16 protein-coding genes are annotated in these 19,827 nt (G+C 68.3%); 9 read left to right on the top strand and 7 right to left on the bottom strand.

Annotation, left to right across the window (positions count from 1 at the left end; all coding sequences use genetic code 11):
• Positions 1–31: 31 nt before the first annotated feature.
• A complete protein-coding gene (locus tag C3B71_RS02465) occupies positions 32–1,045 on the bottom strand; it encodes a siderophore ABC transporter substrate-binding protein (protein ID WP_108965923.1) in 1,014 nt (337 codons plus the stop codon).
• Between the two features lie 221 nt (positions 1,046–1,266).
• Positions 1,267–2,484 (bottom strand): ABC transporter substrate-binding protein, encoded by a 1,218-nt coding sequence (locus C3B71_RS02460; protein WP_108965921.1) that lies wholly within the window; start codon positions 2,482–2,484, stop codon positions 1,267–1,269.
• A gap of 583 nt (positions 2,485–3,067) precedes the next feature.
• On the opposite strand from C3B71_RS02460, the gene C3B71_RS02455 reads away from it, so the two are divergent.
• The 7 genes from C3B71_RS02455 to C3B71_RS15785 all read left to right on the top strand — a co-directional run bounded on the left by C3B71_RS02455 (position 3,068) and on the right by C3B71_RS15785 (position 8,780).
• The gene (locus C3B71_RS02455; protein WP_073329985.1) at positions 3,068–3,706 is read left to right on the top strand and encodes a hypothetical protein; all 639 of its coding nucleotides are present in this window, start codon (positions 3,068–3,070) and stop codon (positions 3,704–3,706) included.
• 114 nt (positions 3,707–3,820) lie between these two features.
• Entirely contained in the window at positions 3,821–4,321 is a 501-nt protein-coding gene (locus tag C3B71_RS02450; protein ID WP_073329988.1) for a hypothetical protein, read from the top strand.
• Between the two features lie 43 nt (positions 4,322–4,364).
• Positions 4,365–5,786 carry a DNA repair protein RadA gene (gene radA / locus C3B71_RS02445; RefSeq protein WP_108965920.1) on the top strand — a complete coding sequence of 474 codons (1,422 nt, stop codon included), beginning with the start codon at positions 4,365–4,367 and terminating at the stop codon, positions 5,784–5,786.
• 164 nt (positions 5,787–5,950) lie between these two features.
• Positions 5,951–7,021: a DNA integrity scanning diadenylate cyclase DisA gene (disA, locus tag C3B71_RS02440; protein WP_108965918.1), complete on the top strand. Its 1,071-nt coding sequence runs from the start codon at positions 5,951–5,953 to the stop codon at positions 7,019–7,021.
• A gap of 124 nt (positions 7,022–7,145) precedes the next feature.
• Positions 7,146–7,526 carry a hypothetical protein gene (locus tag C3B71_RS02435; RefSeq protein WP_108965916.1) on the top strand — a complete coding sequence of 127 codons (381 nt, stop codon included), beginning with the start codon at positions 7,146–7,148 and terminating at the stop codon, positions 7,524–7,526.
• A gap of 45 nt (positions 7,527–7,571) precedes the next feature.
• Positions 7,572–8,054 (top strand): hypothetical protein, encoded by a 483-nt coding sequence (locus C3B71_RS15790; RefSeq protein WP_146752331.1) that lies wholly within the window; start codon positions 7,572–7,574, stop codon positions 8,052–8,054.
• A gap of 399 nt (positions 8,055–8,453) precedes the next feature.
• Positions 8,454–8,780, top strand: coding sequence for a hypothetical protein (locus C3B71_RS15785; protein ID WP_146750855.1), 327 nt, complete (start codon positions 8,454–8,456; stop codon positions 8,778–8,780).
• Between the two features lie 23 nt (positions 8,781–8,803).
• Here C3B71_RS15785 and C3B71_RS02425 read toward each other — a convergent pair whose 3' ends face one another.
• The 3 genes from C3B71_RS02425 to eccCa all read right to left on the bottom strand — a co-directional run bounded on the left by C3B71_RS02425 (position 8,804) and on the right by eccCa (position 15,884).
• On the bottom strand, positions 8,804–10,237 hold the full coding sequence (locus tag C3B71_RS02425; protein WP_108965915.1) for a C2 family cysteine protease: 1,434 nt from the start codon (positions 10,235–10,237) through the stop codon (positions 8,804–8,806).
• A gap of 228 nt (positions 10,238–10,465) precedes the next feature.
• Positions 10,466–11,641, bottom strand: a complete 1,176-nt coding sequence (locus C3B71_RS15780) for a hypothetical protein (RefSeq protein WP_146752330.1) — start codon at positions 11,639–11,641, stop codon at positions 10,466–10,468.
• Between the two features lie 181 nt (positions 11,642–11,822).
• The gene (eccCa, locus tag C3B71_RS02415) at positions 11,823–15,884 is read right to left on the bottom strand and encodes a type VII secretion protein EccCa (RefSeq protein WP_108969451.1); all 4,062 of its coding nucleotides are present in this window, start codon (positions 15,882–15,884) and stop codon (positions 11,823–11,825) included.
• 219 nt (positions 15,885–16,103) lie between these two features.
• Here eccCa and C3B71_RS02410 point away from each other — a divergent pair, with 219 nt between their 5' ends.
• Together C3B71_RS02410 and C3B71_RS02405 are read left to right on the top strand one after the other, a co-directional pair.
• Positions 16,104–17,456: a hypothetical protein gene (locus C3B71_RS02410; RefSeq protein WP_073330003.1), complete on the top strand. Its 1,353-nt coding sequence runs from the start codon at positions 16,104–16,106 to the stop codon at positions 17,454–17,456.
• Positions 17,453–18,958 (top strand): FHA domain-containing protein, encoded by a 1,506-nt coding sequence (locus tag C3B71_RS02405; RefSeq protein ID WP_108965911.1) that lies wholly within the window; start codon positions 17,453–17,455, stop codon positions 18,956–18,958. The genes C3B71_RS02410 and C3B71_RS02405 overlap by 4 nt, the downstream gene beginning before the upstream one ends.
• A 185-nt stretch (positions 18,959–19,143) precedes the next feature.
• On the opposite strand, the gene C3B71_RS02400 is transcribed toward C3B71_RS02405, so the two are convergent.
• Positions 19,144–19,434 carry a WXG100 family type VII secretion target gene (locus tag C3B71_RS02400; protein ID WP_073330012.1) on the bottom strand — a complete coding sequence of 97 codons (291 nt, stop codon included), beginning with the start codon at positions 19,432–19,434 and terminating at the stop codon, positions 19,144–19,146.
• A 53-nt stretch (positions 19,435–19,487) separates the two neighbouring features.
• Positions 19,488–19,820: a WXG100 family type VII secretion target gene (locus C3B71_RS02395; protein WP_073330015.1), complete on the bottom strand. Its 333-nt coding sequence runs from the start codon at positions 19,818–19,820 to the stop codon at positions 19,488–19,490.
• Positions 19,821–19,827 lie beyond the last annotated feature (7 nt).

Here is a 19,827-nt window from a genome sequence, read left to right as displayed (position 1 = left end):
GGCGCGCCCGACCTTGAGAGCTGCCGGGTGCTCAGTTCTGTGCCCCTTCGAAGGCATCGGCAATCGAGTTGAGGATCTCGGTGTAGGTGATGATCGACTCGTTGGTGTAGGTGTCATCCGGGGCGTAGACGATCTGCCCGGAGGTCACCGCCGTGACATTCTGCAGCGCGGCGTTGCCCGCGATCACATCCGCGGCGGGCGTGTAATTCGGGTCGTCCGCGGTGATGGCGGCGTCGCGGTCCATTACGAAGATCCAGTCCGGGTTGGACTCGGCGATCTGCTCCACGGAGACGTCGTCGCCCTGGTGGTCATCGGTGGAGCCCTCTACCTCGAGGGCGGGCTCCAGCTCAAGCAGGTCGAACAGCGGCCCCCAGGTGCGTCCGGTGGTGGGCCCGGAGTAGCCGATCTCTCCGCCGGAGACGATCACGGCCATGACCGTGGAGGAGCCGTCGTAGGCGTTCTTGGCGCGCTCCAGGGCGTCCTCGAAGTCGGCGATGAGCTGATCGGCCTCGGCCTCCTTGCCGAACACCTGCCCCAGGTCGGTTACCTGGCGCTCGAGTTCGGCGTCTAAGGGCTCACCGTCGCGGGGCTCGAGGTCGAGTAGGGCGGCATCGGGGGTCAGTTCGGCGATCGAGTCATACTGGTCGGAGAAGCGCTGGCCGACGATCACCAGATCGGGGTCGGCCGCAGCCAGGGCCTCCAGGTCGGGCTCACGGTGGTTGCCGATGTCGGCGACGTCGTCGCCGTCGTATGCGGTCACGGTGGAGGGCATGATCCCCTTGGGCACGGCGACCAGCGGCACATCCCAGTCGGCGAGGACCTCGAAGGTGCGGTTGTCGGTGGAGGCCGCCCGCTGGACGGGCAAGGACACCTCGACGCTGCCGTGATTGTCCTCGATGGTGACCGAGGATGCCTGGGACACGGAGGTAGAGGCGGCGTCTGAGGCCGCGGAGGTGGACGCGGAATCGGTACTGCCGGAGCAGCCGGCGAGGGCGAGGCTCACGGTCGCCGACAGCGCCAGGAGCGCAGGGAGTTTGCGAGACATGTCTTCCTTCAGGATGGTAGGGCTCGCGCGGCACGGTCCACGCGAGAGGCACAGGCTTCCGCCAACCCACTGAACTTAGGTCAGGTTCACCTATGTATGGCTAACCTATGTCGCCGTGGAGGCGAACGGCAAGCCCTATCTCGCCCCGAGGCCGCTCGAAGCAACCGCCGAGGTCGGTGGAAGTTACATCCCGAGGTCGGTTGATGTGGCGGCGTGCCGGTTCACGACGCCGAGGCCGAAGCGCCGGCACTCGCAGTGGCACTCGGCGACGCCGTTGCGGCGCCCCGGCTCGCCTCGACGGCGGCGACGATGTCGGGCACGTGGTTCTCGCAGCACCACGGCAGTGACAGCGGGGAGGCCGCCGCCAGGCTCATGGCGGCGACCTCGTCGGCGACGAACAGGGCCGTGCCGTTGGCGACGGCCGGAATCTTCGCCAACTGGGGGTCCGCCTTGACGGCGTCCACGGCGCCGTCGCCGCCCACCTGAGCCCACAACAGGTCGGCTTCCAACTCCTCGGCCTCGCTGAGCGGATAGTTCGCGGCGACCGCTCCCGCGGCCCCCTCCGCCGCCTGGGCTGCAGGCGCGAGGGTCAGGCCCAGTTGGCGCAGCACCTGCGAGCGCGTATCGACCTCGGTGTACACGGTGATGGAGGGGCCGCTCGCATCTAGCGCGACCGCCGCGTAGGTGGCACCGGACAGATCCGGATTCAAGGTACGAGCGGTGGTCAGCACATCGGTGGTGGTATTGACCAGGGCCTCGGCGGCGGCGGAGCGCCCCAGCGCCCTGCCGACGGCGACGGTCACCGCCTCCCAGGAGGCCTCGTAGGCGGAGGCATCGGCCGGGTAGGCCAGGGTCGGAGCGACGGCGGACAGGCGCGCGTATTCGTCCTCACTCATGCCCGAGTGCACACCGAGGATCAGGTCGGGTTCAAGCGCAGCGACCGCGTCAACGTCGACATCTTCCGCCGCGGCGTACAGGGTGGGCGCGGCGACGGTGTCCCAGCCGGCGCCCAGCGCTTCGAGTCCTGCGGCGGTCCAGGGGTAGGCCTCCTCGCCGTCGGCGTCCGCAGTGACGGCGGGCATACCCAGGGGGACCACGCCTAGGGAGATGACCACATCGGCGTCGACGGTGGAGATGGCCACGATGCGAGTCGGCTCGGCCGCAATCGTGGTGGAGCCATAGGTGTGGGCAATGGTAATGGGGAAGGATTCGGTGGCTCCCTGTGAGGCGTTGCCCGCGGCGGCGGATGGCCCCGCCGTGCTGCTGCCGCCGGAGGCGCAGGCCGCCAGCAGTACGGCGGCACCCGCGGCGGCGGCACCTGCCAGGAGGGTGCGGCGGCTCAGGCGGCAGGCACCGGTGCGGGCGGCGGAACTGGCGCGACGCCGCTCGGTGCCGCGGGCGAGGTCGGTAGAACCGGCAGAATCGGCGGAATCGGCCAAAGACGTTCTTCCCTTCGGTCACGGCCCCGGCGCCGGGCGCCCGGGCCTCGGTCGAGGGCATTTTCCTATGCGAGGAGGCCGTGCGGCAAGGTTGCTCGCGGCTCACGGCGACCAAGCAATCTCCACATGTCCGCACGCCCGGATAGTGGCAGCGGCCGGTTGAACGGCGTTGTTCGAGCTCCCGTCGTGGGTCTGCACACTCGAGAAGTAAACGCCAGGGCGGGATCCGCATGATAGTGCGGATTTGGCTTGCAGACCGAGTGTCATGACACTGCTCCTGTGTGCAGCGAATGGCTCGTTGCACACTGGAGCAGTGTCACCGGACTCTGCCGGAGAAGTGATTTCCGCTTATTTCCAAGGGAAAACGGGATTCAGCCAGGTCTGCTCGGGCGGCTCTTGCGTGCGGACCGACTCTGGAGCGCCGGCATGCAGCGTGGGCTGCGACCGACGCCGCCCACCACATCCTCAAACTGTAAGAGCCTGATAACGAATCACACACTTCCCGCGTGCCCCCACCCCTTGTCCCGTCTGACACCGCAGCGAAATACTGGACGAGCCCTTACCCCGACCCAGGAGCTGCCTCATGGCCAAGAAAAGCGATAAGAACGAGCCCACGCCCCACTCCAAGTTCCACTGGCTGCTCATCACCTTGGCGGTCATCCTGGGCATACCAGGCGTGATCGGGATCTACGTGTGGATCTCCAGCCACGTCGAGGGATCGGTGCGCATTCCCGTGATCCTGCTGATCTTCCCGCTATTGCTCTTCATCGCCATTGCAGGCGTCATCGACGACGCCATCCTGGCGAAGGCCCCACGGCTGGTGCGGAACCAGGACCGGTACCTGCTGGCCCAGAAGCTTGGACACGACCCCATCACCGGGGCGCCCCTCAACGTCGGCGGCTACGCCCCAACACAGGGCAACGGCATCCCCGGCACAGCAGCGTATGGTCCCGGCCCGCAGCCACTGGGCCAGGCGGGCAGGACGCCCCAGTACGGCTACGGGCAGGTTCAGGCCACCCAGACCTTGCAGGGATACGGTCAGATGCCGGCGGGTTCACAGCCCACCACGCCGGGTTACGGATACGCCCAGACCACGTCGGCACAGCCGAGCTCCCAGGGGTACGTGGACCAGGGGCGTCAGGGTCAGGGATATGGGCAGTCCACGCCCCAGGGACAGCCGGAGGCGTATGGCTCCTACGGCTACGGCGCCCCCACGGCGTAGGTAACACGGACCCACGCAGACGGGTAGTAGTCCCCAGTCGACGCCATTGCCGCGTGACAAGATCGAGACCAATACTGGAGCGGTAACGACACCATCAACTACAGGAGTGTCCTCATGGCCATCACGCAGCGCAATGAATCCGTTCCCCATTCCAAGTACTACTGGGCCCTGATCGCGGCGGCGATCGTGATTGGCGTCGTGGGCATCTACGTCATCCTCGGCGTGCTCGTCGGATACCTAGGATTCAAATTCGGTCTTCGCGCCCTGGCGATCGCTCTGATGTTCTTCACCATCGGTGCTGCGCGCGCAATAGACGAGAAGATTCTCGCCAACTCTCCGCACCTGGTGCGCCCAAAGGACCGCCAGCTGCTCGCCGAACGGCTCGGGCGCGATCCCCTCACCGGCATCCCGCTCGCCGCCGGGAACGATCCGGCCTCGGGTTACGGGCAGGCCCAGGGGCACGGACCCGTGCCGGCCTACGGCCAGGTCCCGAGCTACAACCAGGTGCTGGCACCCGGCCAGCCCATGCCGCCCGCTCAACCCACAGCGTCCACGCAGACACAGCCCTCCGCGCACGGATACGGCGTCGGCGGGTACGGACCGACGGCGTCCTGAAGCCGCCCGAATTCATGTCGGGGGCTCCCGGTAGCCTGCCGCCATGGCCACCACGAAGACAGCGAAGGCACACACCGCCTACGTGTGCACCGAGTGCGGCTGGTCCAGCCCCAAGTGGCTCGGTCAGTGTCGCGAGTGCCGCGCCTGGGGCACGTTGGAGGAGTTCGTAGAGTCGGCCCCGGGCGGAATCGGTTCTCCCGGACGCGTCCCCATGTCGGCGGCGCCGATTCGCCCCGCCGTCGCCGCGCGCCCCATCGCGGAAGTCAGCGCGGAGGAGGCCCGCGCCCGCCCCACCGGGGTGGGCGAGTTGGACCGGGTTCTGGGCGGCGGCGTCGTGCCTGGGGCAGTGTTGCTGCTGGCAGGAGAGCCAGGCGTCGGCAAGTCCACGCTGCTGCTGGATGTCGCCGCGAAGGCGGCCGCGGCCTCCCGTGAGCGCGGACAGGGGCCGGTGCTGTATGTGACCGGGGAGGAGTCGGCCAGCCAGGTGCGGCTGCGCGCCGAGCGCATCGACGCCATCGACCCGGCGCTGCTGCTCGCCGCCGAGACCGAGCTGGGCGCGCTCCTCGGGCACGTGCAGGACGTCTCCCCGTCCCTGCTGATTGTGGACTCGATCCAGACCATCGCCTCCGCGCAGGTCGAGGGTGGCGCAGGTGGCATCACCCAGGTGCGGGCGGTGGCGAGCGCCCTCATCCAGGTGGCCAAGGAGCGGGCCATCCCGGTGCTGCTGGTAGGACACGTGACCAAGGACGGCGGTATTGCGGGGCCGCGCGTACTGGAACACCTGGTGGACGTCGTCTGCCAGTTCGAGGGAGACCGGCATGCGCGGCTGCGGCTGCTGCGGGCGGTGAAGAACCGCTATGGCCCCACCGATGAGGTCGGCTGTTTCGACCTGGGCGAGCGCGGCATTGTCGGTCTGGCCGACCCCTCGGGTCTGTTCCTTTCGGCGGCGCGCAGCGAGGTGCCGGGCACGTGCGCCACCGTGACGCTGGAGGGGCGCCGCCCCATGCCGGTGGAGATTCAGGCGCTGGTGGCCGGGACCGCCGCCGGCTCACCGCGGCGCACCACCTCCGGGGTGGACCACTCCCGGGTGGCGATGGCGCTGGCGGTGCTGGCGGCCCGGCTGCGAGTGGACACCTCCACCACCGACGTGTACGTATCCACCGTGGGCGGGGCGCGGGCGGTGGAGCCGGCCACGGACCTGGCGGTGGCGATCGCCGTCGTCTCCGCCGCGCAGAACCTGCCCACTCCCCCCGGCCTGGTGGCCTTCGGGGAGGTGGGCCTGACCGGGGAGGTGCGGGCGACGGTGGGTGTGCAGCGGCGTCTGGCGGAGGCGGCGCGTCTCGGCTTCGACCGGGCCATCGTGCCGTTGGCCGGCTCTAAGGAGTTGCGCGGCGTCGACGGCATGCGCGTGCTGCCGGTTGCGCACCTGAGCGAAGCCATCGGCGCAGCCCTGCCCCGCGGCTGATCCCCGGCCGCTCCGGTGCGTACAGACCACCCGCCAAACGCGGGCGGGCGGGTAAGGCGCGATCTGTTTCACGGCGGTCGGCCGCCCCGGGCGGTTAGCATGATGCGGCATCGGTCCGAGGCCCGCGCCAGTCGGCGCGCTCGGACCACCCCCAGGAGAGACCCATGACCGAAAACCCCGTCAACCTGCTGCGCGAGACCCTCGCACTCGTCGCCCCCGGCACCGTTCTGCGCGACGGTCTGGAGCGCATTCTGCGCGGGCGCACCGGGGCGATCATCGTGCTCGGCTTCGACGAGACGGTGGAGGCGATCTCCTCGGGCGGCTTTCGGCTCGACGTCGAGTTGACCGCGGCGCGACTGCGGGAGCTGGCCAAAATGGACGGGGCCGTGATCGTGGACCGGGCCAACAACCGCATCCGGCGCGCCAACGTGCAGCTGTTGCCCAACGCCTCCATCGAGACCGCCGAGGCCGGCATGCGTCACCGCACCGCCGAGCGCGTGGCGCGGCAGACCGGGCACCCGGTGATCTCGGTGAGCCAGTCCATGCGGATCATCTCCCTGTACGTGGACGGGCGTCGGCACGTGATCGAGCCGAGCGAGGCGATTCTGGCGCGCGCCAACCAGGCGCTGGCCACGCTGGAGCGCTACAAGGCGCGCCTGGACAAGATCTCCGGCGGCCTGGATGCCCTGGAGATCGAGGACCTGGTGACGGTACGCGACGTCACCGCCGTGCTGCAGCTGTTGGAGATGGTCAGTCGCATCGCCTCCGACATCGACGGCTACATGGTCGAGCTGGGCACCGATGGGCGGCTGCTCGCCCTGCAGGTGGAGGAGCTGACCCGCGGGCTCATGGCCGAGCGCGACTTCCTGCTGACCGACTACCTCCCGCAGGGACTGGACACCGCCACGGTGGACGCACGCCTGAAGTGGGTGGGCTCCCCCGCCCTGCTGGACCTGGCCATGGTTGCCCGCGCAATGGGCCTCGGCGGCGCCGACGGCCAAGACCTGGACGCGTCGGTCTCACCGCGTGGGCTGCGGATCCTGTCCAAGATCCCGCGGCTGCCACTGGTGACGGCGCGCGCGGTGGTGGATAACTGGGGCTCCTTGCAGGCGGTGCTCGCGGCGACGGTGGAGGAGCTGGAGGCCGTCGACGGCGTCGGCGCGCGCCAGGCACGTACCCTGCGCGACGGTCTGTCGCGCCTGGCGGAGGTGTCCATCGCCGACCGGTACGCGTGAGGGCGGTGCTGTGAGCGCGGGACAGGGCCGCCGATGCTAAGCTGAGACCGTTTGAAAACGGTTTGTTCGCGCTGTGCGGCACACTTGTCAACGGTTCGGGTGGGCATCCAGGGAAGGTGTTGAAGTGGTACTGCGGGTTGTGCCGGAGGAGCTCGCCGCCGCTCGAGCGCGCCTGGATGACAGCCGCCATGCGTTGTCCCAGTTCCATTTGGACTCAGGCGGTGAGGGCTTATTCGGTTCTGCCGTGCTCGCATCGGCTGCAGCCCGGTTTGCTGCTCACCACGAGCAGCAGGCAGAGCGTACGGCGGCGCGGGCGAATGCGGACGCAGACGGGTTGCTGGCCGCGCAGCAGGGGTATGCGAGCACCGACGACGAGGCTGCCGACGGCGCGCATCGGCTCGCAGCATCGGCCAGTGGGCTGCGCAATCTTGGTGGCTCGGCTGCGGGCGGTGCCGTCGCCGGAGCCAGGGCTAAGACCGTCACCTACCACGGCCTGACCGGCTAGACCACGGCGCGAGAATATCGACGACTCCAGGGGAAGAAGTGCGGCGTGAAATCAGCGGCTGACGAGGAGTACGTCGCCTCAGTGGCTCCGCCGAGGCGACGACGCGTACGGCGCGTCCTTACCGGCTGCCTCCTGGTCGCACTGCTGGCCACGGCAGGCTTCGGGGGTTGGCTGTGGTGGACCAGGCCACCGGTACGGGAGGTGCCGCTGCCCGACGGTGTTGAGGCCGGGCATGTCTGGTATATCGGCACGAGCGTTTGGCCAGCAAGTACCGAAGCGGGCATGTTGAGAGAAGGACCCCTGCGCTCGGAGAACCATGAGTGGATCGGGTCTTTGGAGTGGGACCGCAGTGACGGGGTCGTGGAGATATTCGAACTGCGCCTGGGGGAAAGCGTGCACATCGACGGCCTGGGAACCGTGACGCTACTGCGGGTCCACCCCGAACCATTGCTCCCAGACTACCGGGACGGAGCCTGGACTTACGCTGTTAATGTCACTCTCGACCCCGGGGTAGAGATAATGTGGTGATAGTTCGCGCATATACGACTCTGCTCATGGTATTTCTTCGCCGATGTCGCTGCGGAACTACATGGATCAGGACCTGTTACCCGTACGTAAGTCAGCGTAGGATTGTCACCATCTGGTTACCCGTGATGGACAAGGAGGGTGTTGGCAGTGGCATCAGCAATCGCCGACGGCGGGGGGTCCGGTGCTCGTTCCGAGGTGGCCTCAGCTGGAGCGGACACGAAAGCAGAATCCGTCGGGTACGGTGCTGTGAGTCCATCAGGTGGAGACATCTCGTTAGTCTCGCCGCGCCGACGCCTCATGCGGAATCTCCTGCGGGGTTCCCTTGTGGTCGTGGTGGTTGTGGTGGGAGTCGCGGGCGGTTGGCTGTGGTGGACCAGACCGCCAGTACGGGAGGTGCCGTTGCCCGATGAGCTTGCCGCCAAGGACGGAACCTACGCACGGATTCATACGAGTATCGAACCGGTAGAGACCGCAGCAGGCGGGTTGCAAGTGGGGCCGTTGCGCTCGGAGGGACATGAATGGATCGGCACGCTGCTATGGCGTCACAATGACGGCGTCCAAGAACCCATTGAACTACGACTAGGAGAAACCACCCACATCGACGGACTGGGCACAGTCACCTTGTTCGCCGTTAACCCAAAACCGCTGATCCCCGACTACCGGACAGGGGGCTGGACCTACAAGGTGTACATCGTCCTCGACCCCGGGGTAGAGGTAATTAGGTGAACGCTCTCGCGACATGATTCTGGTTATGGTATTTCTCCACCGATGTCGGTGCGGGCGAAGTATTTCTCGTAGTCCTCGCTGGTGATGCGGATAATGCCGTCGTCTCCGGCGTCGGAGCCGTTCGCCAGGTTGTTGTGTGCCCAGGGGTTGCGCAGGGTCACGTACTTATCGTCGATCGCGATCACCGTGTAGGCGTGGCCTTCGGCGATCTGGTAGTCGCCAGACCTGTCGTGGGTGTCGATCGCGGCGTCCGGGTGCTGCCTGTCGGCGGCGCGGGCGTCGGTGTTGGCGGTCGCATCCGAGGCCGTGTTGCCGTCACCGAAGTCACCTCCTGCCGTAGTTGCAACGACCGGCCTACCATCCTTCACCGCCTGTTCGATCTGAGACCACTCCTCATCGGTGTACTCATGATCTTCACGCACCGCCCCCAGGAACCCCGAGGTGCCTCTGGTGTCAACTACTGGCGGGCCGTACTGCCCGGAGATCGCCCGCATCGCATCAGCTGGCCTCCCGTTCGGGAGGTTGTGGTCGCCCAGGTATTGGCCGTAGGCGCGCTCGTACACGCTCATCAGGTTCGGCCCCCGCCGCCCACCACCCAGATCATCACCCTGGTTACCGTCGGTGTAGTAGTCGGTGACCTTGATCTCCTCCGGAAAGCCGAAGAAGTTGTACAGGGTGACGATGAACGCCTGATCCTCCTCACTCCACCGCACATGATCCCGCAGAAACTGCTCCCCCTCCTCCGACTGCGAATACGCGTCCAAAGTCGCCAGAAAGTAACAGTCGCCGATCTTGTACTGGTCCACTGGGTCCCAGTCCGAGGAGCCGTCCGCCTGCTGCCGCAACCGCCTTATGTCCTCATCACTGAACTTGGTCTTGCTCCCAGTGCCGTCATCGTCCTTGCCCTTACCCGCACCGACACCGCCGCCCCCATGCGCGCCCACACCAGCAGCCCCCGAACCAACTCGCGAGCTAGCACCTACACCAACGGCATTCAGGGCCGCGGCAGTTTGCATGGCCGCGATACTCACCCGGGCACGGATACCCACGGCCGCACCCGCGGCCGCATACCGCACCCCCGCCACCAGCACCGCCGGCGCCCCAGCGTCCACGGCCTCCAACAGCGCCGCACCGACCAGGGCGCGCAGCCGCTCCAACGCCTCCTTCGCCTCAGCCAGCACCTGGGCGTAAGCCTCCAAACGGCTGGCCCCGTCCAGCAGACTGGTGATCGAGGCATCCAGGTCCGTCTCCAGGCGCCGGGAGGAGGAGCGGAACGCCTCCGCGCTCGCCCCCTGCCAGGACGGGACCGCCAGGCGTGAGGACACCACCCCACTGGCGGCCTCATCCAGCACCCGGGCCCCGGTCCTCCAGGAGTCCGCCACCGCCAGCACCCCACCGGGAGAGCCCGGGATCTCGCCGACCACGGCGCCCGCAACCGCATCCAGGCTCAAACCCACACTTACCCCTCACTCGCCAGGTGGTTGGCGCGCCGCTCGCCCGAGACGACACCACAGTTCACAAAACCAAACCGTAACCCCACCGACACCAAAACACCACCGTCAGCCACGGCACGGACATCAGCAAGACCCCCGCCCGAGAAACCACCCTCACACACCGCACCACCGGATATCGGACAGAAGTCGATGTGCGGCGTAGGTGCCGACGCAGAGAACGACGCCGCTCCCCTACTCGATCACGAAGACGCGGTCCTCGGTGAGGTCCGTTCCGTCCAGTTGGATGCGTACCCGATAGGTCCCGGCGGTGGCCGCATTTCCGGAGGCGGCCTGGGCCGTCTCCTCGGAGGAGGCTGTTTCAGTTCCTTCGTCCTCCTGCGCGGCCTCACCATCCTTCGTAGGCTCCGCGTCGGTGGGCGTCGCCGCGGCATCCTCGGCGGCGGGGGCAGCTGCCGTGGTCGACGCCGTGTCAGCAGGTGTGCATTCCGACGAGGCCACGTTGCCGTCCCAGGTGATGGTGGCGGACGCAGCGGTGCCGGCCGCGACCAGCAGGCGCCGGCTGGCCGGGTTGGCCGGGCAGGCGGTGGAGGTCCAAATCGTCTGCTCGCCGGAGGTGATGACGGCGCCGAGCGACTGCGAGCCGACGTCGATCAGGCAGGCCTCGGAGCCGGTGTTGTTCACGGTCAGGTTCAGCTTCAAGCCCGCGCCGGTGGATACCGTGTCGGGTGAGGTGAAGGTGACATCCAGGTCCGCTGCGGTGCACTCCACCGGGTTGGCGTAGGTGGTGGCGGTGTGCGCGGCGGCCTGGTCGTCTTGGGCACGGATGGTGTTGCGCGCCCAGACGGCTGCCGACAAGACACCGGCAGAAATCCCCGCCAGCAGAGCCACGGCGAGCAGCAGCACCACGAGTCGGCGCAGCCAGTAGCGCGGCCGCCGGGTCCTGGCCTGTCTGCGGCTGGCGGTGGCCCCGCGCCCCCGGGTCTGCCCACGTCGATTACCGGCACCCGGTCGCGTCGCAGAGCGGTTGGCGCCGCCACGAGCGCCTCCCCGGTCGGCCGACTGAGCGACGCCGGAGCGCGCCGCCGAACGAGCGGTCTGGCCGCGGCCGGTACGGGCGGTGCGGGCGGGCCGCCGTCCCGGGCGGCCATCCTGGGTGGTGACGGTGCGCTGCGCGCGGGCATGGCCGCGGGGCGCCTGCCGTGAGCGGGATGCGGAGGAAACGCGGGGGCGCGCCGACGACGTCGAGCGGGATGCGCCGCCGCTATCCGAAGCGCCGGAGCGAGAGGTGCCACCGCGGGCGGAGGCGGAGCGGGAACCGCCAGAACGCGCAGACGACGCCCGGCCCCCCGTGCTGCGACCGCGCCCGCCGCCGTGGGAGCCGTCTCCCGAGTTCCGTCTCTGCGCCATGGGGTCGACTGTACCGGCGCCGCGGTCCCGCCCCGGTCAGCGCCCCGCCCAAGACACCCGCCGGCATGCCCAAGCCGGGAGGCGTGTCGCCACGAGGCGCGAGCCGGGGCTGGCGGGCACGACCGCCTCTGGCAGCGTCCCGGCGATGCGTCACAAGGCGCTAGGCCGGGGGGTTGGCGGCTCACGCCGTCGGCGGGGACCAGGCCAGCTGGACGGACTGGACCGAGTCGCGGGTGATCAGGCTGGCACGCCCGGCCGGCCCCGGCTTGGGACGCTGACGCCCGAGTAGCGGCCCCTCGTCAGGGTTGCCGGGCAACATGATCCCGGGGGTGGAAAGGTCGTTAAGCGTCTGCACCAAGGGCTCGAACAGGGCGCGGCTGGCCCCGCCCGTGCGCCGAGTCAACACCAGGTGCAGGCCAATGTCCTGCCCCTGGGGCAGCAGGGCCTGGAGCGGCAGCAGTGGATTCATCTGGCCGGTGGTCATCAGGTCGTAGTCGTCCACGAGGATGTATACCTCGGGGCCGTTCCACCAACTGCGGGTACGCAACTGCTCCGGCGTCACCTCCGGACCGGGCAGGCGCTGCTTGAGAAACTCCGCCAGATCCGTCATCTCCTTGGCCGCCTGATCGCGCAGGGTCACATACGTGAGCATGAACTCCTCGGGGATGTCGCCGAGCAGGGAGCGACGCGGGTCGACCGGAAGGATGCGCAGGTCATTCGGGGTGCGATCGCGGGTCAGCTCGGCCATCAGGGCACGCAGGAAGGATGACTTGCCCTTCTTCGCATCGCCCAGCACGATCAGGTGGGGCTCCTGCCGCATGTCGAGGGTGACGGGCTCCAGGCGGGCCTCGTTGATCCCGATGACGGGGCCATCCTCGGCGGGCACCAGGGCCTGGAGCTCGGCAAGGTCGATGCGGGTCGGCAGCAGCCGCAGCTTCGGTCCGGCCGGTCCTTGATAAGCATCGGCGATGGTGCGGCACGCGTGGCCGACGCCTTCGGAGAGCGTGGCGGGATCGTGCTCGCCGTCCACTCGCGGGAGCGTAAGCAGCATGTGCCGCCCGGCGGGGTCCAGCCCCCGTCCAGGCCGGCCAGTCGGCACCGCCTTGGCGGCGGGGCGACTGATCTCGGAATCGGAGGGCTCACCCAGACGCAGTTCGATCCGGGTACCGAGGGCGTCCTTGATCGCGGCACGCATCTCCATCCACCTGCCCGCGGAAATGACCAGGTGCACGCCGAAGGCGAGCGCCCGCGTCATGATCGCCTGCACGCGCTCCGTGATGTTCTCGAAGTCCGTCTTGAGCACGGACCAGCCATCGATGATGAGGAAGACGTCACCGTAGCCGTCGTCGGCCTGACCGGCGGCGCGCCGGCGTCGATAGGTTTGGATCGAGTCGATCCGATTGGCCTTGAAGTAGCGTTCACGGTCAACCAGCATCGCTTCGATCTCCGCCACGATGCGGGCGATGATGTCGGGGTCGTCACGCGTGCCCACGCCGGCCAGATGCGGCAGGTCGAGCATCGTGGAGAAGGTCCCGCCGCCCAGATCGATCACATAGAACTGGACCTCGGTGGGTGTATGGGTCAGCGCCAGGCCCATGAGCAACGATCGTAGAGCGGTGGATTTGCCGGAGAGCGGACCGCCGACGACGCCCACGTGGCCGCCCGCCCCGGACAAGTCCACGCTGTACTGGTCGCGCCGCTGCTCCAGCGGCACGTCGGTGATACCCAGCGGTACCACTAGGTCGCCACGAGCTCGCCATGATGGGGAGATCAGTCCGAGCTCGGGGTCGACCGCCAGGTCGTCGATCAACGAGTCGAAGGTCTCGGGGACGTCCAGCGGCGGCAGCCAGATCCGATGCGCCGGGTTGCCGTGACCGGTCATGCGCGCCACGGCGATGTCCATGGTGGACATGTCGGCGTAGGTGGCGTCCTTTGCGGACGTCTCCGGCACCTGCTGCTCCGACGTCGGCTCGGGCTCTGCTTGCTGTGCCTGTGGCGGCAGCGGGATCTCCTGGGCGGTGAAGGGCAGCACCAGCGGACCGGTGTCACCGCGCCCCGGGCTGCTCGCGGCCGGGAGCTCCGGCCGCTCCGAGGCGCGTCCGGTGGCCGCGGCGCGCTCCGGCGGCGGCCCTGCCACATAGGCGGCCCGGAACCGGGTCATGGTGCGGGTGTCGCTCTTGAGGTAGCCGACTCCCGGGTAGGGCGGCAGGTCGTATGCGTCGGTGACGCCCAGGACGGTGCGCGATTCCGAGGCAGAGAAGGTGCGCAGTCCGATTCGGTAGGACAGGTGGGACTCCAGGCCGTGCAGGCGCCCCTCCTCCAGGCGCTGTGAGGACAGCAGCAGGTGGATCTGCATGGAACGGCCCAGACGGCCGATGGCGACGAATACCTCGATGAAGTCGGGCTTGGCGGCGAGCAGCTCGGAGAACTCGTCAAGAATGACGAACAGTGCGGGCAGTGGCTCGCCATTGTGCTTGCCCGCGCGGCGAGCGGCCTCGTAGTCGGAGACATTGGCGTAGTTGCCCGTCTTGAGCAGGATCTCCTGGCGGCGGTTCATCTCCCCGCGCAGCGCTTCCTCCATGCGGTCGACCAAACCGAGCTCGTTCTCGAGGTTGGAGATCATGGCGGACACGTGTGGCAGTTCGGACATGCCTGCGAAGGTGGCACCGCCCTTGAAGTCCACCAGCACGAAGTTGAGCTGGTCGGGCGAGTGCGTCAGCGCGAGCGCCAGGACAAGGGTGCGCAAGACTTCTGACTTACCGGATCCGGTTGCCCCCACCAGCAGCCCGTGGGGGCCCATGCCTCCCTGCGCCGACTCCTTGATGTCCAACACCACGGGAGTGCCCTCGGGCGTGACGCCGAAGGGAACCCGCAGCCTGTCGTCGCCCAGACGCGGCGTCCAGCACCGCTCCGGATCAATGTCCCGCACGTCTCCCAGGCCCAGCAGGTCCAACAGGTCCGCGGAGCGCTTGGGGTCAGAGATGCCCACGGGGACGGCGGCAGCGTCCTCCCCAACCTCGGTGAACCTGGCCGCCAGACGCCGAGTCACCGCTTCAGCCGCGGTCGGGTCAAGCATGTCCGCCGCCAGTGGAACGGGGTCCTGGCCGACGACGGCAATCTCCATGGGCACGGTGACCGACCCGTCGGCGTCGCCCGCGCCGCCCGGCTGGGGCGGGTAGAGCAGGAGACGCAGCGTCGTCGGGGAGGTCAGCAGTCCCCACTCGGCGGGCAGATCAACAATGGTGACGCCGCGTACTCCCGCGGCTGAGCCCAGCGGGGAGGTATCGGGCAGCCGACCGCCGTCGACGACGATGATGACGTGGGGCGTGGGCCCCTCGCCTGCACCGGCGGAAAAGGCCCCCCGGTGTTCCAGCCCCTCGGGAAGCTTGTCCAAGAGCTGGTCGAGGTCGGTGGCGATCAGGCGTGCCGGGCCGACGGCGTCCCTAACCGAGTCGGACCAGGCGTGCGGCGCCCATTTGATCCAGTCCCATTCCGGAAGATTCTCCTCGCTGGCGAGTACCGCCACGCGTAACAGGCTCGGAGGCGTCATCGCAAGCAGGTGGGTGAGCAGTGCCCGGGTGTGAGCGCGCGTGACGCTCCCCTCCCCCACCACCTCCACGCGGGAGAGGTTGCCCAGCGAAACCACCCATGGCACCCCGTCGACCTCCCCGTGGGTAGACACGAACCGAGTCATTGCCGAGAGGCACACCGGGTCCGGCTTGGCCAGCGCATCGAGCTTCTCGGCCTTGAGCTCGGCGGACAACTTCACCGTTCCCCGCCCCAAACGCACCGCCAGCGGATCATCGGCAGCTTCGCTGCGTTCCCAGACGCGCTGCCCGTACTGGGCGAAATAAGGCAGAGAGACCGGGTCGGGGAAGCTGCGTATGGACTCGGCGCGCTGCTGCCGGGCCGCGTTGCGCACCGTCTCGCGCATTTCCGACAGGTATGCCAGATACTCGCGGCGCTGGTCGGTGACGTTGCCCCGATGCTGGCGGATCTGCCGGTAGATGTTGGCGGCCACCATCGACAGCATCGCCACCACCATGCCTCCGCCCATGAGCAGCATCCGCGTGTTGGAGCTGTTGGAGATCGCCATGAACACCATCACGCCCATGGAGCCGGTCAGCGGCAAGACGGAGGCAAGGACGCTGGTGGCGTCCTGCGGGGCGATGGTGTCGGGCGGGGCCTTGACCTCGATAGTCCCGCCGGCGGGCTCTGGGGACTGATTGTTGTTGGCATTCATGGGGTGGGCGGGCACCTTCCGGTCGTGTTCCGGCACCATTTGGCGGAGGGCCGCCATCGAGGCAGTTCCGTCCGAGTCTGGGGCCGGCGGCACGGGGCGAGCCTTGCCACAAGGCCCACCCCGTCGCGTCGTTATGCTATCTGCACCTAGAGTAACCGCGTTAGTAACCTTCCGTCGGGCGGCCCAACGGGCCACCCCATACTCGGAGCAGCGAGGCGTATGAGCGCAACGGCCATTCATGTCACCCTCGTCCACGAGGGCGGCGCGGTTGACGTTGCGGCCGCACCGGGCACGAGCGTCGACGAACTGTTGGGATCCCAACGCATTGTTCCGGACGCTCGTCCGGCGGCCATCGCCACGCCGTCGGGCCTTCCGATCGAGACCGGTGGGTTGATCGGACAGGACGTGGCCGAGGGATCGGTGTTGGTGATCACCGATGCAGTGGACACTAACGGCCGGGCGACGACGCATCCGCGTCCAGCGTCCTGGGCGGCAGTACGTCCCCCGTTCTGGCTGGCGGAGGCGACGGCGGTTCTGCTAGCCGCGCTGATGCTCGCCTTCGTATTTGCCGGGATCCTCACCGGAACATCTGTGCTGTCGCTACCCGTCCGCGTGACGGCCGCTGTGATGTTGCTCGCGCTGCTAGCGGCGCTCGGGCTGCCACAACGCGCATCCTGTACGCCTACATCGGCGGCACTGTTCACTTTGTCACTTCCGTTGCTGGGTGCGAGCATGAGTGCCCTGCTAGTTCCTCCCACCAACCCGGACTGGGCGCTGCTGGCGACCCTCGTTGCGCTTTGGGGCGCAGCGGCTACGGCCATGGCACTGTGGCTGCGCCACAGGGGCCCAAGCGACGCCGTCGCCGCGGCGACCTGGGCCGCTGCGGCGACGGTGGTGACGGTCGGCGCTGCGCTGGGGATCTCGGCCACAACGCTGGCGCTGTTGACGGCCGCGCTGGCGGCGCTCGGCGGTCTGCTGATTTCAGGGGCCGCCTTGGCCTCGGTGCCGGATCGACAGCTCCTGGACATGACCGGGCAGAGGGCTGCGGGGCAGTCGGTACGTGCTCCGACGACGGCTCCCCCGGTTCAGGTCACCCGCGCCCGCACCCGGCGCACCGTTGCCGACGCCGAAGCCGTCTCTGTCGCACTTGAGATCGCCTTGGGCGCTCTGGTCGCAGCGTGCTTACCCGCTGTCACCGGAGTAGCGGTAGGCCACGGAATCGAGGCCTGGGGGGCACGGGCAGAGATCATCTTTGCGCTGGCACTGCTCACGCTTCGGCCGCGCACCGCCCGCTCGCACGCTGCCCGCATTATTCCGCGGATGTTCGCATGCATCGCCATTTGTCTCAGCGCGCTGGTGGCGGCAGCGACGCAAGCGGTTCAACCGTGGGTCGCGGCGGGCGCGGTGCTGGCGATCGGGGGCGCCTTGAGCCTGGTCGGCGCATTCACCCTGCTCAGACGATCGGCGTGGTGGGGACGCCTAGGCGACGTGTTCGAACGGCTTTCTGCCTTCCTGATACTCCCCACCGCGGTGGTCGCAGCCGGACTGATAGAAGTGATGAGGCAACTGTGAGTCAATTCGAGGTAGTCCGCCAGGCACAAACGCCCCAAGTCGAGTCGCCACGGAGGAATCCATCGCAGGCGGCCCCATCGCGCCCTGATCCGAGCACCGGCCGCCCGCTCAACGTCCCAGAGTCCATCGCGGTCGCGCTCGTCGACGTCCTGCTGGTGCTGGTTCCCGCAGTGCTGGTGCACCTGGTGCTGGACTGGACGGTGCTGGCGTGGATCATCGCCGGAGAAATCGTGGTCGTCATGGCGCTGCTGTTGGCCACGCTCGGACGCACCCCGGGCCTGGCCGTCATGTCCGCATCCGCGGCATCCTCGGTGGGGAAGACACCGGGCATCGCTACGGCTCTGGCCCGGGTTCTGCTGACGCCGCTGCTGCCGATCCAACGCCGCACCCCGAGCGCCACGAGCGGGGGCACCGGTGCCGGGGGGCGGAAGTCGCTGGTCGACTCGATCACCCGAACCAGCACCAGGACCAGGCGGGCCAGTCGGCAAACGTCCGCGCAGACGGTCAATCTCTACACCGCGCCGCCGACACAACCCACCCCGCCGACACAGCCCGCGCAGGCAGCGAATCTCTACACCGCCCCGCCGACACAACCCGCGCCGCAGGCACAGTCCGCGCCGGAACCCGTAACGTCTTTCGCGCCCATGCCTGCGTCGGCACCGGGGCCCGCAGCGGCGCCGGCCGAGCCCGCCCTGCCCGCAGACCCCGCTATCCCTGCACCTGCGTATGGCCAGCAGACATATGGCCAACAGCCGCAGACATATGGTCGGCAGGCGTATGGTCGACAGGCCGAATACGGCCCATCACAAGCGTCCGGCCCGGCTCCGACCCCGCCCATCGTCCCGGGCGCTCCGTCCACGGCGGCCTCGTACGCCTCAGCTACCTCACCGTCGCTGCACTCGCCCGACGCCCCACCGCCTGATGTGCAGTCCACCCCGCCGCGACCGCAGCCCGCTGCGAGTCCTGCTCCGCCTCCGCCTGCGCAGCTGCCACAGTCCTTCCCGCCCGGCGGCACCGGGACGCCACGCGAATCCGCCCCCGGCCCGGCGCTCGACCCCGCCGCCACCGGTCCGGTTCCCACCACGCAGCTACCTACAACTGCGAGTTCAGCCACTGGCACCGCAAACTCGTCCGGCGCCACGTCTCCACCGCTGTACCACATCGTCATTGATTCGACCCGATGGCTACCGCTTGAAGGGCAGTGCATCCTCGGACGCGATCCACAGCGACTGGCCGACGACGACGTTCAGCTCCTAGCGCTGGATGCCTCCACGGCCGTCTCCCGTTCGCACCTGCGCATCGGTGTGGCCGGCGGCGGGCCCTGGGCGGAGGATCTCGGGTCTGCGAACGGCAGCATGATATTGCGGGCGAATGGCACGCGAGTCCCTCTGGAACCCGGCGTCCGCACACCGCTGGGGCGGGGAGGCGTCGTGGTGCTGGCCGAGCAGGTGCAAGTCACCGTTGAGGCGAGCCGGCGGGCCAGGCGCGCGCAGAGGTCGTAACAACGGTCATCGCCATCCCGACGTCGTCCTCTCGCGCCCAAACACGACCACCACACAGCGGCCTACCGCTCCGAACCCCCCACGCCCACAAACACGAAGAGCCCGACAACCAAGAACGGGCTGGTTCGTCCAGAACTCCAATGGTTCTGGACGAACCAGCCCGCTGAAAACGGCGGCAGGTCGGCTCAGCCTCCGAAGTTGGCCCGCCCCCGCACGTCGGTAGCGTTGTAGTTCTCCGAGGACGAGGTCACGTGTGCGCCCAGCTGCGCGAGCAGCGCGTTCATGTCCTGGAGCGACTGGTTCCACTGCGCCTTGGCAGCCGTGTACTGGGCCTGCGCCTCACCACTCCAGTCGGACTGGGTCGGGCGCAGTTCCGCGTCCATGTCCTCCAGGTCGGAGCTCATCGCCGAGGACGCCTGAGTCAGGGCCTCGGCCGCGGCGGACATCGATCCGTAGTTCACCAGCATGTCGGTCATAGTTACTCTCCTAAGTCGTAAGCGTGGTGTGAGCTAGCTGTAAGCCTGCGGGATCAGGCCATCATCCCGTGGTAGCCCTGCGAGTTGGCCCCGAGGCTCTGGGCGTTCGACGCCGTCTCCTCCTCGGTGTTCTGGTAGGCGGCGTCGGTGTTCCGCAGCCCGGACTCGAAATTGCTGAGTACCCGTACGATGCTGCGGGCGTCCTGCAGCCACTGGTTGGTCGCCGCGGTGAAGGCCGCCCCACCAGTCCCCTTCCAGCCGGGGCTGAGCTCCTGGACGGCGTTCTCCACGTTGCGCAGGATGCTCTCCTGCTGGCCGCGATGGGTGGCGACGACGTTTGCGGCATTGGCTAGGGTGCCGCTCCCGGCTGCGAGGTTAGTACTCATGGTCTGT

The organism is Actinomyces sp. Z16, assembly GCF_003111765.1.
Classification (GTDB): Bacteria; Actinomycetota; Actinomycetes; order Actinomycetales; family Actinomycetaceae; genus Actinomyces; species Actinomyces glycerinitolerans.
This window is presented reverse-complemented; position numbering and strand designations above follow the sequence as displayed.